Origin of the sequence: Photobacterium chitinilyticum (assembly GCF_004104355.1) — a bacterium.
Classification (GTDB): domain Bacteria; phylum Pseudomonadota; class Gammaproteobacteria; order Enterobacterales; family Vibrionaceae; genus Photobacterium; species Photobacterium chitinilyticum.
This window is the reverse complement of sequence record NZ_RJLM01000012.1, coordinates 1-12,586: the sequence shown is the minus strand read 5'-3', so window position 1 is coordinate 12,586 and position 12,586 is coordinate 1. Positions and strand designations below refer to the sequence as shown.

At 48.5% G+C, this 12,586-nt stretch carries 9 protein-coding genes, 1 tRNA gene and 2 rRNA genes; 3 read left to right on the top strand and 9 right to left on the bottom strand.

Annotated features, from left to right (window positions below):
- Positions 1-42: 42 nt before the first annotated feature.
- The 3 genes from phoB to EDI28_RS20355 all read right to left on the bottom strand — a co-directional run bounded on the left by phoB (position 43) and on the right by EDI28_RS20355 (position 5,950).
- The gene (gene phoB, locus EDI28_RS20365) at positions 43-732 is read right to left on the bottom strand and encodes a phosphate regulon transcriptional regulator PhoB (protein ID WP_128785727.1); all 690 of its coding nucleotides are present in this window, start codon (positions 730-732) and stop codon (positions 43-45) included.
- A 176-nt stretch (positions 733-908) separates the two neighbouring features.
- Positions 909-4,694, bottom strand: coding sequence for an AAA family ATPase (locus EDI28_RS20360; RefSeq protein WP_128785726.1), 3,786 nt, complete (start codon positions 4,692-4,694; stop codon positions 909-911).
- A 20-nt stretch (positions 4,695-4,714) separates the two neighbouring features.
- Positions 4,715-5,950: an exonuclease SbcCD subunit D C-terminal domain-containing protein gene (locus EDI28_RS20355; RefSeq protein WP_128785725.1), complete on the bottom strand. Its 1,236-nt coding sequence runs from the start codon at positions 5,948-5,950 to the stop codon at positions 4,715-4,717.
- A gap of 154 nt (positions 5,951-6,104) precedes the next feature.
- Between EDI28_RS20355 and rdgC the strand changes: the two genes are divergently transcribed.
- The 3 genes from rdgC to EDI28_RS20340 all read left to right on the top strand — a co-directional run bounded on the left by rdgC (position 6,105) and on the right by EDI28_RS20340 (position 8,875).
- Complete coding sequence (gene rdgC / locus EDI28_RS20350) at positions 6,105-7,016, top strand: recombination-associated protein RdgC (RefSeq protein WP_199287470.1); 912 nt, start codon at positions 6,105-6,107, stop codon at positions 7,014-7,016.
- Between the two features lie 207 nt (positions 7,017-7,223).
- Entirely contained in the window at positions 7,224-8,615 is a 1,392-nt protein-coding gene (gene trhP / locus EDI28_RS20345) for a prephenate-dependent tRNA uridine(34) hydroxylase TrhP (protein ID WP_128785723.1), read from the top strand.
- 5 nt (positions 8,616-8,620) lie between these two features.
- Positions 8,621-8,875, top strand: a complete 255-nt coding sequence (locus tag EDI28_RS20340) for a YfhL family 4Fe-4S dicluster ferredoxin (RefSeq protein WP_128785722.1) — start codon at positions 8,621-8,623, stop codon at positions 8,873-8,875.
- Positions 8,876-8,986: 111 nt separating this feature from the next.
- On the opposite strand, the gene mepA is transcribed toward EDI28_RS20340, so the two are convergent.
- From mepA to rrf (EDI28_RS20310), 6 genes are all read right to left on the bottom strand, one after another.
- Positions 8,987-9,811: a penicillin-insensitive murein endopeptidase gene (gene mepA, locus EDI28_RS20335; protein ID WP_128785721.1), complete on the bottom strand. Its 825-nt coding sequence runs from the start codon at positions 9,809-9,811 to the stop codon at positions 8,987-8,989.
- Between the two features lie 145 nt (positions 9,812-9,956).
- Positions 9,957-10,937 carry a sugar-binding transcriptional regulator gene (locus EDI28_RS20330; RefSeq protein WP_128785720.1) on the bottom strand — a complete coding sequence of 327 codons (981 nt, stop codon included), beginning with the start codon at positions 10,935-10,937 and terminating at the stop codon, positions 9,957-9,959.
- A gap of 285 nt (positions 10,938-11,222) precedes the next feature.
- Positions 11,223-11,942, bottom strand: a complete 720-nt coding sequence (locus tag EDI28_RS20325) for a 4'-phosphopantetheinyl transferase family protein (protein ID WP_128785719.1) — start codon at positions 11,940-11,942, stop codon at positions 11,223-11,225.
- A gap of 194 nt (positions 11,943-12,136) precedes the next feature.
- Positions 12,137-12,213: transfer RNA gene (locus tag EDI28_RS20320), tRNA-Asp, on the bottom strand.
- A gap of 31 nt (positions 12,214-12,244) precedes the next feature.
- Positions 12,245-12,360 (bottom strand): 5S ribosomal RNA (gene rrf, locus EDI28_RS20315).
- Positions 12,361-12,439: 79 nt separating this feature from the next.
- Positions 12,440-12,555, bottom strand: a 5S ribosomal RNA gene (rrf, locus tag EDI28_RS20310).
- Positions 12,556-12,586: the final 31 nt, after the last annotated feature.

Here is a 12,586-nt window from a genome sequence, read left to right as displayed (position 1 = left end):
TATCTATTAAGCAGTGTATTGCGCTATGTATTGAACAATAGCTTACATACGGGTTGAGAAACGGTAACCCGCACCACGTACCGTTTGTACCATTTTATCGTGTCCACCGGTTTCCAATGCTTTTCGCAGACGACGGATATGAACGTCGACGGTACGGTCTTCAACATACACATTGGTACCCCAAACATTGTTCAGCAGCTGTTCGCGGCTATAGACACGCTCTTGGTGAGTCATAAAGAAGTGCAGCATCTTGAACTCGGTCGGCCCCATGTCCAGAGGCTCTTCGTTGGACGTCACACGGTGAGAAACCGGATCCAACTTTAGGCCATGTACATCGATCACATCATCCAACGAGGTTGGTGATACACGGCGCATAACTGCCTTCAGACGAGCCATCAGTTCTTTGGGTGAAAAAGGTTTAGTGATGTAGTCATCCGCACCCACTTCGAGGCCACGAACCTTGTCTTCTTCCTCACCACGAGCAGTTAACATTACTACCGGGATCTGGCGTGTCATTTCATCACGCTTGAGGTGTTTGATCAGGTTAATCCCAGAGCCGCCCGGCAACATCCAGTCCAGAAGCACTAGCTCCGGATATGGTTCGCAGATTTTCTCCAGCGCCGTATCGTAATCCTCGGCCTCAATCGCCTCATATCCCTTTTGTTCGAGAACAAAGCACAACATCTCGCGGATTGGTGCTTCGTCTTCTACTACAAGAATCCGTCTTACCATAGTGGTCTATACCTAGTAGTTGTTGTCTGTCGAGCGTCATTATGTGTTTTTATTATGACACTTTTGTGACCCAACACGATAAAAGCGTAACCATATGTTTATCATTTATTAATGCAACTGCTCTCTTATCGTGTTGTGGCGACTTTATCCATTTCAAGAAGTTACTGAGGTAGAGCCTAACCTCTAATAGAGATCTGGCTTCTACCGCCTCCTTGCGCCTCAACGGCAACCTGCACCCCAATTCGCTCAACCATAGTACCAACATGGGAGATCACTCCGATTTGACGACCATCCGCCTGCAGGGCATCAAGGCAAGCCAGTGCCATTTCCAAACTATCCGGATCAAGGGTACCGAAACCTTCATCGATAAATAGCGAGCCTAACTGGCGGGTATCAGCCGCCAGTGACGCCAAGGCCAGAGCAAGCGCGAGCGAAACGAGAAAGCTCTCGCCGCCAGACAAAGATTCCACACTACGGACCTCATCGCCCATATCGTGGTCAATCACCTGCAGGGCCAACGGACTGCCCGGTACAGGCTGAAGCGCATAGCGGGGGGCGAGATCCTGCAAGTGCTCATTGGCCAAAATCACCAGCTGCTGCAACGTCAGACCCTGTGCCAGCGTACGGAACTTATTACCGGTAGCCGAACCTATAAGCTCACTCATTTGCAGCCACAGCTCAGTCTGCCCCTGCTGGGCCATCAACTGCTGGGTTAACTCACCCGATTGACGCTCAGCGTTAACCGCGAGATCTAGACGCTGACGTTGCTGGTAATACTGTTCATCGAGATCCGCTTTTTGATTATTCCAATCAGCGACCAGCTGCGCTTGCTGAGCCATACCGTCCGCAGAGCCATACTCCTCTACACCAAGTTCATTGAACCATTGGTGCGAAAGTGCAGCCAATTCCTGATGCTCAACAACCGCCTGCTCGCGCTCCGCCAGCACCGTTTGCGCCGATGCTAGTCTCTGTCCAATCTCTTTTAGCGCTTCACGCTCACGTGTTAGCCACGCTTCATCTTTACTCAAGCAATCTGTCAGTTGCTGCTCACTCAGCCCAAGCTTTTGCTGCCAATCCAACCACCGCTGAACCAATAGTTTTTGTTCACCTTCAGCATGGGCCTGCTGCTGCCTCACACCATTGAACGCCGCCTCTGCCGCAGCCTTAGCCTCTGCTGATTTACGCTGGATCACATGTACTGCGTCTAGTGCCTCTTGCTGGGCAACTAAAGCCTGTTTTTGTTGTTGCTCTAGTTGTTGCAAGTTTTGCTCACCAACCAGTGCAACACGAAGCTGCCAGACATGCTGAATATCTTTTTTCAGCAGCTCGGTTTTCTCAGTAAGTTCCGAACATTGCTTCTGGCCGTTTTGCAATGATGTTTCCAGTTCGGCGATTTGAGGTGCCAGCTCGCTTAATAGCTTCTCGGTATCCACCAGCGCCTGCTGATTTTCCGTAAACTGCTGAACCTCAATATCCAGCTGCTGGAAAAACTGCTCTGAGCCAAGTTGCTTCAGCTGCTCTAGCCATACATCACAGCCATATTGCTCACTCAAAGTACTCGCTCGTGCAGTAAGAATACCTTGCTGTACACTGCCCTGATCATCCAGTGACTGAAGCCGCTCCAGCCATTGGGTCGAAGTCTTGGCCAAGGCATGTTGCTGCTCTTTCAGTTCGGCTTCCTGCTGCTGAATCTGCTGCAACTGTGCCACTAGTTGTCGACCTTGCAGGATCTGTTGCTGACGCTGTTCACCGCTTTGCTGCAATGCGGTTAATTCAAGCATTGTCTGTTCGACATCCTGCTGCCATTGCACTAGCTGCTGATTCAGGGTTTGAACGTCACTATTCAGACTCAGGCGATCTGACACATTCAGTGAACTCAGTACCGTTTCAAATTGACGGTAAAGATGTTCAACTTGAGTATCCAGCTGCTGTCGATCATTTTTCAGGCCATCGACTCGCAGCTGATCTTTCTGGACAACTTGCTGCAAATGACGTCGCTCGGCTTGGCCATCCTGAAGTTGCTTGGTCAAGGTATCCAGGCGCTGTTGCTGAGTATGCAATAATCCATCGGCAACAGGATTTTCAGTGGCATAAGGGTGATCATGAGAGCCACACAGCGGACAGGCATCATTCGGCTGCAGTTCATTACGGTAATCTTCTAGATTCATTACCGCACGGCTTTGCTGCAGCATGCGTTCAACTTCTTGATGCTGTATCGTCTGTATATCCAGCTCGGGGAGCAATACAACCAGTCGTTGCTCAGCCTGGCTGATACCCGTCTGTAACTCATGCTGTTCTACACGTATTTTATCAGCCTGATGTAGCAATAACGTCCACTCTTTTGCACCCGAAATAGCCTGTCGAAGAACATCCCTTCGCTGCTGCTTTTCCGAATACTGGCTGCGCCCCTGAGTTTGCAATTGCTCAAGCGCAACCAAGTCAAACTGCTGGCTCTGCGCCTCACAATCAGCTTTCCTGGCTAGCAATTCTTTTAATTGCCCTTCGACATCGGCTTGCTGGCGCCCATGATCTTGCTGGGCAGCCTCTATTTGCTGTTTTTCTTTGTGCAGCTTAGAGCGTGTGCGGTGAGCGGAAAGATACTGCTCAAGATTATCCCTTACCGAGGCATACTGCTCTGCCACCGCTTTGAATGTTTGGTTTTGCTCAAGGGTTATAGATAGCTGTTGCTGACGCTGTTGTTGCGTCAGCTGTTGCTGCTGAACCTGCTGGAATTGCTGTTGCTGAGCCGATACAGACTCATTGCGTTGTTGCAGCTCTTTCTCATGATCACTTAACTGCGCGCGCAAACCGTCAGCTTGCTGATCCCACTTCGCAGCCTCTTTCAATTTGGGCTCTACCTGATCCCATTGCTGTCGGGTTTGATTCAATTTGTCTTGAGCCGTTGTCGCTTGCAACTCTGCTTTAGCTAACTGTTGTTTCTCAGCCAATAAAGCAGCCTCAGCCTGAGCCAACGCGTGTGCCAGTTTGGCTAACTGTGCAGTTGTCTGTTGTAGCAACGAAAAATCCCGGTGTGCCGGTTGCACCTTTTCAATCAGCGCTAATTGTTCGTAGCGAGGTTGAGCATCGGCTTCTTGTTGCTTGGCTTGTAACCATTTCACCTGTGCTTCAGCAACCCGTTCTGCGGTCGCTTTTTCGGTTTTAAGCGTTTGTTGATGCAGCTTGAATTCATTCTGCTGTGTCTCTAACTGCTGCACCTGCTGTTTTAGTTGCTCGATTTGCTCAATCAGCAGTTGCTTGTCGTCATCTGACAGCACAGTGATCTCACCCAGCTTTTCCTGTAGTTGAGTCAGCTTTAGTTTTTCACCTCTTGCCCGCTCATAGGCAGCAACAGAGAGTCGACCATAAACTTCACCACCGGTCATACGCTCAAGCAGCGCTGCTCGTTCATCGGCTCCGGCTTTCAGGAAAGCAGCAAACTCCCCTTGCGGCAGCATGACCGCTCGGCGGAATTGTTCAAACGATAAACCAATCAACCGCTCCATTTCTATCTGAAGCTCTTGCTTTTTCCCTGCAAATCGCTGGCCGGTTTCAATACTCTCCAGCCATTGCTCCGAAGCCTGAATTCGGCCTTCGGCACGGCCACGGGCACGGCGGACATGCCAATGAGCCCGCCAGTGACTGCCGTCATTCGCTACAAAGTCGACTTCAGCAAAGCCCTCGGCCTTGCCCCGAGACAAAATGCTACGGACATCATTGGCTTTGATCCGGCTGGTATCATCATCACGACCAATCTCAGCATCATTTTTCTTGTTCGACTGCAAGCGAGGAATGCGGTCAAACAATGCCAGACAGATAGCATCAAGCAACGTCGATTTGCCGGCTCCGGTTTTTCCGGTAATGGCAAACAGGCCAGCCTCGCCCAATCGACCATGGGCGAAATCAATCTCAAATTTATGTTGTAAGCTGGCAAGGTTCTCGCCACGTAGCGCTAGAATTTTCATCGTTATTTTTTTCTCACTACTTAAGCTTCAGTATCTTCAAGCTGAAACAACAAACTTTCGAATGCCGCCGACATTTCCTCGTTCGGCTCGCCGTCGTATTTCTTTGACCAGCTCAACGCAAATACCTGCTGAGGCGAAACATCTGACAACCGTCGATGCCCCAAAGAATCTTGTTGATCCTGCTGCTGGTAATGCGGGGTAATTTTAGCTAATCGTACGGGTTTACCATCCAATGCCTGCAGCACCTTTTCTCGCAATAGCGCCTGCGGTTTATCAAGCAGCACATGGACTTCAAGCAGCGGTTGCTGTTCGCGGGGCATCTCCTCGCTCTCCAGTGCAATCAGCTCATCCAGGACCTGATCCAATGGCGCAGGAGAGGCCGGTACTTTCAGCATGTCCACAACCCGTGGGACCATGACCGATTCAATCTCAACCACTTGTTCACCATCAAGTTCTACGACAACGACCTGATGTTTATATCGACGCTCAGACATCGATAAAGGTAATGGCGAACCGCTGTAACGAATATGCTCTTGTTTGGCAACCATCTGCGGTAAATGCAGGTGTCCCAGCGCAACATAGCTAACATCATCAGCAAAAATCGACGCTGGCAGTGCATGTTGGTTTCCTCCCAACACACGGCGCTCCGACATCTCGGACAACTTACCTGAAGCCATAAAGGCATGACCCATCCCAATCAGAGCCTGATTCATTTTTTTTTGTTCGCGAGCTGCCTGGGTCATTTCGGCGTACAGGGTTTCGACCCCTTTGATCAGACGATCATCATCTTCACCGAGATCTTCGGTACGCAAATCCGCGCTGCGCAGGAACGGGACCGCCAGCACCCATGCTGTCTGCTCACCGGATTTATTTGTCAACGGCACCAACATCCGCTGATGGTCAAGCTGGCCATTTTCATCACGCTGAATACCGCCAACCATATGCAAATCAAACGCCTTCAGCAGCTCGTGCGGCGCATCGAGTTTGCTTGGCGAATCATGATTACCGCCAATCATCACAACATCCAGCTGAGGCATTGTTTTAGCCAGGCGAGCCATAAAGCGATACAGCATTCTCCAGGCACTCGCGGGCGGGTTGGCAGTATCAAAAATATCGCCAGCAACCAACAGTGCATCGATCTGCTGTTGCTCTAGCGTTTCAGCCAGCCAGTCCAGAAAAGCCTGATGTTCATAGTCACGGCTATAGCCATGCAGCTGATGGCCAAGGTGCCAGTCAGAGGTGTGAAGGATCTTCATTATTGGTGTATATGCCAGTCAGGAAAACTGGATTGATTGTATCGCAATTTTTACCTCGTCCCACCCAATCGTTGAGAGAAAAATTGCGACAAAGACAGTGCAATGCAATAAGATTGTCAGCCAAATGCACAACCTAGGATTCGTAACTACCATGATGTGGTTTAAAAACATACTGACCTACCGCTTTACCCGAGAGATCGACCTCAACCCAGATCAGATTGAAAAGCAACTGGAAGAGTTCTGCTTTACCCCTTGTGGTAGCCAAGATATCCAAAAGTTTGGTTGGGTACACGCGCTGGGTAAGCATGGCGATATGTTTACACACGTAGTAGGCGACAACATCCTTGTCTGTGTCCGTAAAGAAGAGAAAATGCTGCCAGCATCGGTAATTAAGGAATCCCTTAATGCCAAAGTAGAAATGCAGGAACAAGAGCAGGGTCGTAAGCTGAAGAAAAGCGAAAAAGACACCATTAAAGACGAAATCGTGATGGATTTACTGCCACGCGCATTCAGCCGTCACTCGCAAACCTATGCGTTGATCATGCCGAAAGAAGGCTTCATCATCGTTGATGCGGGTAGCTACAAAAAAGCTGAAGACTTATTGGCACTATTGCGTAAATCGATTGGTTCTCTACCCGTTGTACCTGTAACGCCAGAAAAGCCGGCAGAACTGACCATGACCGAATGGGTACGCTCAAATACCTCACCAGACGGTTTTACCGTGGGTGAAGAAGCTGAGCTTAAAGCCATTTTGGAAGATGGTGGCGTGATCCGCTGCAAGCAGCAAGACCTAAGCTGTGATGAAATTCTTGCACACATCGAAGCCGATAAGCTGGTTACTAAACTGGCTCTGAACTGGCAGGATCGTATCGACTTCGTCCTAGAAGCGGATCTTGGTATCAAGCGCCTGAAGTTCTCTGATGAAATTAAAGATCAGAATGAAGATATCGATCGCGAAGAAATCGCAGCACGAATCGATGCCGATTTATCATTGATGTGCGGCGAGTTCTCGGCCTTCCTGCCAAATGTATTCGAGGTACTGGGCGGCCTGGAAGCAAAAGAATAATTTAAAAGTGGCGAGGTACGAATGGTTAATTTTAAGCCTTTGTACCTCCCGTCTTCTACAACTCCCTCGCCACTCGCTTCTCTCTGCTCGAATCTAAACTCTGTTTTAATTGCCTTTGTGGTACTGATCACAGTAAAATCCCGCCTCACATCCGTATCCCCTGCAGATACGGCCTGATTTGGAATCAGACACTGGAATATAAGAGATATGTTTAAACCTGAATTGTTATCGCCTGCCGGCAGCCTGAAAAATATGCGTTATGCATTCGCATACGGCGCTGATGCTGTCTATGCTGGTCAGCCACGTTACAGCCTTCGTGTACGTAACAACGAGTTCAATCACGAAAACCTAAAAATCGGTATTGATGAAGCCCATGCCCAGGGCAAAAAGCTTTACGTGGTCTGTAACATTCAACCGCATAACTCTAAACTTAAAACGTTTATTCGCGATCTCAAGCCTATCGTCGACATGGGCCCTGATGCCCTGATCATGTCTGACCCGGGTCTTATCATGATGGTTCGCGAAAACTTCCCTGAAATGCCAATTCACCTTTCGGTTCAGGCCAACGCCGTTAACTGGGCAACTGTGAAGTTCTGGTCTACTCAGGGCGTTGAACGTGTGATCCTGTCGCGCGAGCTTTCTCTGGAAGAAATCGAAGAGATCCGCGAACACTGCCCGGAAACCGAGCTGGAAATTTTTGTTCACGGCGCGCTATGCATGGCTTACTCAGGCCGTTGCCTTCTATCTGGTTACATCAACAAGCGTGACCCGAACCAGGGTACTTGTACTAACGCCTGTCGCTGGGAATACAAAACCGAAAAAGCGACCGAGAACGATGCTGGCCAAATCGTTGAAGTTCAGGATGCATCTGTACAGGTACAAGATGTTGAAGAACGCCCTGACAATACACTGGGCCTTGGCAAGCCAATCGACGATGTTGTACTACTGAGCGAAGCCCATCGCCCTGAAGAAAAGATGGCAGCATTCGAAGACGAGCACGGCACTTACATCATGAACTCCAAAGATCTGCGCGCCATTCAGCACGTTGACCGTCTGACTAAGATGGGCGTTCACTCGCTGAAGATTGAAGGCCGTACTAAATCGTTCTACTACTGTGCACGTACTGCGCAGGTTTACCGTAAAGCAATTGATGATGCTGTCGCCGGTAAAGAGTTTGACGAGAGCCTAATGGGTACATTGGAAAGCCTGGCACATCGCGGCTATACCGAAGGCTTCCTGCGCCGTCACACCCACGATGCATACCAGAACTATGACTACGGCTACTCAATTTCTGACTCTCAGCAATTTGTTGGTGAGTTCACGGGCAAACGCCGTGGCGACTTAGCTGAAATCGAAGTTAAGAACAAGTTCATTGTCGGTGACAGCCTTGAAGTCATGACACCAAAAGGGAACGTGATCTTCAACCTAGAGATGATGGAAAACCGTAAGTCAGAGTCCATTGATGACGCAAAAGGCAACGGCCACTTCGTCTTTATCCCTGTCCCGCAGGATATGGATCTCGATTATGGTCTGCTGATGCGCAATCTCAATACTGGTGAGAATACCCGTAATCCACACGCTCCAAAAGACAGTAAGTAATCGTTATGGCACTACTTATTACCAGTAAGTGCATTAACTGCGACATGTGTGATCCCGAGTGTCCTAACGAGGCGATCACCATGGGCGCAGAGATCTACGAGATCGACCCGGATCGATGCACTGAGTGCAAAGGGCACTACGACAAACCGACTTGTCAGTCCGTTTGTCCTATTAGCAACTGCATTATTGTTGATCCGGAACATGTAGAGACCGATGACGAACTACTAGAGAAGTTCGTTACCCTACAGGGCCTTGCATAAGCGTTCGGGTAAGCAATAGCGATATGAAAAAGCGCCTCATGGCGCTTTTTTATTACTTGCTCATATCAAGACTCTTCGAAAACTGTCCCTGAGTTCATAACTGTTCCAAACCTACTTTCGCAATAGAACCAAACATTGTTCAGGCGGCCTTGGCGGCTTCTTCTTGATTTTGGCTACTTTCTTCTTGTTTTTTGCGGGTTCCGATTTTGGTTTCCACGATGCAAGCTCGGCCCCACAGCCATCACCAGCAGGCGGTGCCTTCTGTGGTTTACAGTTTTTGTTTCCATCCGGACAATGCAACCTGACATGAAAATGGTAATAATGTCCCCACCAAGGACGCACTTTTCTCAGCCAGGCTCTATCAGTCCATTCGCGCTTACAGAGCTGCTCCTTAATCACAGGGTGAACAAAAATACGCGCAACCCGCTCATCGACAGCGGCCAGTTGTACCAACATAGCCTGCTCTTCGCCCCAGTTTTCCTGATGAATTTTATAATCCTTGATGTGGACCATTGGCAGAGGCTGAACATCAATTAGCTGCTGTTGAGATAAAGGACTATCGGTAAGTTTGAGCCAAATATCAGCATCAAGACCAGTTTGATGACTTGCATGACCGGAAGAAAATCGACCTCCGCGTGGCATAGCAATATCACCGACCAAAAGTTGCCCGAGCTCGAGCTGCCGAACCCCGTTAGAGAGATCGTGGAGAAATTGGATCATACTCTGATGGCCAAAATAGCGTCCGCGGTGTGAACGCATAACCTGGTAACCATCACCTTGCAGCGCTAAATCTTCCCCGCCAGCCAGACAGCCATTGTTGTAGGTACCTATAGATTCTGACTTACCCGTACTCGGGGAGCTTATCTTCTCCCAAGGGCTGGCTTCCAAAGATTGAAGCGGTACCAACCATAGTAATATTGATAATATGAACCTCAACGCTGCCCCCCTTTGCCGAGATATGTTCGAGGAAAATAACTAACCCCAAGCCACTAAAAAAGCATAGCAACCAATTTTCTAATCCGCACAAACAGGAAAGGCTGCATAATTGCAGCCTTTGTCGTATCTTTGCCTAATGCTACGGCTATTTCATCTGCTGATCCAGGTTCAGAATCGTCAGGGCATTGCTCACGCTTGTAGCCAACACATCGACAATTCCCGAGCGCAATGCGCCAAGCAAGGCCAATGCTTTGCTATTCTCTGCAGCAGTAACCACTACCGTCGGAATGTGGCGTAACTCTTCCATGCTCAGGCCAATCACCCTATCACTCATCATGGTATCGGCTTTCTGGCCCTGACTATCAAAAAAGTCATAGCCGGCAATATCACCGACAACACCCCGACGAATACGGGCTTCAACAATCTCCTGAGGAGTAAACCAGCCGAGCTTAACCATATGGCTGTTCTCGTTCATATCACCAACGCCCACCAAAGCGACGTCAGCTCTTCGGGCACGATCCAGTGTTTCCTTGACCGTACCGTTTTTCATAAAAGCTTCCTTAACCTTGATGTCTTCGACATAAGCAGGGGCATACAAAGTTTCACTGATACCATCATACTTCTTGGCCAACTGACGGCAGATATGGTCGGCATTAATTGCATTACCCGAACGGTGAGTGCCGCCAATACCACACACAAAGCGGCATTTTCGATGCGCTACCACCCCGACATGATTGGCAATCGTGGCAATATTTCGCCCCTGTCCGACAGTCACTACCATATCATCGGTCAAAGTAGAAGCCAGATAACTAGATACCAAGCTCGCGACTTGTTGACGCTGAGCTTCATCGTCAGGCTGATCCAAGGCAATCAATGCACGCTTTAAGTTAAATCGCTCTATCAGTTGTTGCTCAAGTTTTTCACTGAATACCGGGTGGTACTTTACAGTGATCTCCACAACGCCTTCATCACGTGCTCGACGCAACAAGCGGCCAACTTTAGCCCGCGACATCCCAAACTTTTTCGAGATCTCCTCCTGCGTGGCCCCGTCCTGATAGTAAGCAATGGCTATCTCTGTCAGCAGATCGCTATCAACATGGGTATTGTCATTGGTGGCTACTGTCATCACCTTTCCTTTCATGCTCAGCATGCTTTAACTATGTTGGTATTTTACCCTGAAGCCCCCTATGGTGCGAGCCACATCCAAACTCCCTAAACGTACAGCTTTGGATAACATGGCAGGGTAAAAGCTGCCCCTCCCGAAAGCCTTCTTTTAATTCAGCAATAAATAAAATTAAGCCATTGAAATATAAAAACTAAAAACCCGTTCAGCTTTTTGACTATAATGTTACTCGAGCTCATAAAGCTGTACAGCCTAGCAATAAATAGCAAAACTTTTTGCCAGAACATTTTATATTGTAACTAATCGCTCAGTGTTAGTGGTCGCCTGAACAAAAGTCAGCACTTCATTCCCCGAAATCCGATAATGAACTTTAAAAGTACGCCCTGCGGATAATTCCGGGGTTAACTGAGTAAGCAGCTTAAGTGTCATAGATTGTTGCTCAATAGCAATAACTTCAGCATCTAGGAAGTCAAAATAACGCTGAACCTGTCTGTAGAGTGCTTTAAACAAGCTTTCTTTGGCAGAAAAAATCACAGTTAGCCACAGTGATTGACTACCAGACAAGGGCATAATCAAAGCATTTTCTCTAGAGCAAATAATGGTTGAACACACTCCTTCAACCATATCATTGGCAATGAGTCTCTCGGTATCAATACCGATACCATCACCCGCTCCGGTGCTATGCTGGATAGCACAAATGGCTTTGCTCTGATGATGACTGATTGTACCTATAACACCTTCAGGCCAAACAGGGGCGCGGTTATGACCGATCGCAACTTCAACCTGCGGTAAAGACATTTGGGTTAGGATTATTTTCGCCAAGTATCTGCCTGCCAGAAATTCAGCTTGTCGCTTGCTCACAGCTGAACGGAGGCTATCTGGCATGGAAATAGCCAATTGTTGAAAAGCCGATAGTGAAAACTGCTCTAGTGAAAAATCACACTGATAGCAAATGCCTTTAAAATCAGGAATATCGACTGTTTGAGGTTGAGATAGAAATGATGACATACCAATACATTAGCAACTAAATACTAACCAAGCATCATAACAATTAATCTCAATAACGTTGAACATTCCACGCGAATAATAGAAAGATATCGCAGATTCTTTATTTAGACTCATTCGGCCTTTGGCAGCGTGACAGGTCGCTCTGTACTGCGCATACAAAAAATCCCCAGCATTTCTGCTAGGGACTTAATGATTGGCGGAGTGGACGGGACTCGAACCCGCGACCCCCGGCGTGACAGGCCGGTATTCTAACCAACTGAACTACCACTCCGCAGTGTCTATTCAGCATAAAGCAATTTGGAACCTGGCGATGACCTACTCTCACATGGGGAGACCCCACACTACCATCGGCGCTACTATGTTTCACTTCTGAGTTCGGCATGGGATCAGGTGGGTCCATAGTGCTATGGTCGCCAAGTAAATTCTTTGTTTTCAGCAAAGCTGAAATTCAATCTTTATACAGTTCACGTTTATAGCAACGTAAACTTAAATTGGGAGCCTGGCGATGTCCTACTCTCACATGGGGAGACCCCACACTACCATCGGCGCTATTACGTTTCACTGCTGAGTTCGGCATGGGATCAGGTGGGTCCATAATGCTATGGTCGCCAAGCAAATTCTGGTTTATTCACCGCCGTCAGGCA

What these genes read in the sequence shown, in the direction of transcription:
- phoB (WP_128785727.1), bottom strand. Translation starts at nt 732, where the DNA reads ATGGTAAGACGGATTCTTGTAGTAGAAGACGAAGCACCAATCCGCGAG.
- EDI28_RS20360 (WP_128785726.1), bottom strand. Translation starts at nt 4,694, where the DNA reads ATGAAAATTCTAGCGCTACGTGGCGAGAACCTTGCCAGCTTACAACAT.
- EDI28_RS20355 (WP_128785725.1), bottom strand. Translation starts at nt 5,950, where the DNA reads ATGAAGATCCTTCACACCTCTGACTGGCACCTTGGCCATCAGCTGCAT.
- rdgC (WP_199287470.1), top strand. Translation starts at nt 6,105, where the DNA reads ATGTGGTTTAAAAACATACTGACCTACCGCTTTACCCGAGAGATCGAC.
- trhP (WP_128785723.1), top strand. Translation starts at nt 7,224, where the DNA reads ATGTTTAAACCTGAATTGTTATCGCCTGCCGGCAGCCTGAAAAATATG.
- EDI28_RS20340 (WP_128785722.1), top strand. Translation starts at nt 8,621, where the DNA reads ATGGCACTACTTATTACCAGTAAGTGCATTAACTGCGACATGTGTGAT.
- EDI28_RS20330 (WP_128785720.1), bottom strand. Translation starts at nt 10,937, where the DNA reads ATGACAGTAGCCACCAATGACAATACCCATGTTGATAGCGATCTGCTG.
- EDI28_RS20325 (WP_128785719.1), bottom strand. Translation starts at nt 11,942, where the DNA reads ATGTCATCATTTCTATCTCAACCTCAAACAGTCGATATTCCTGATTTT.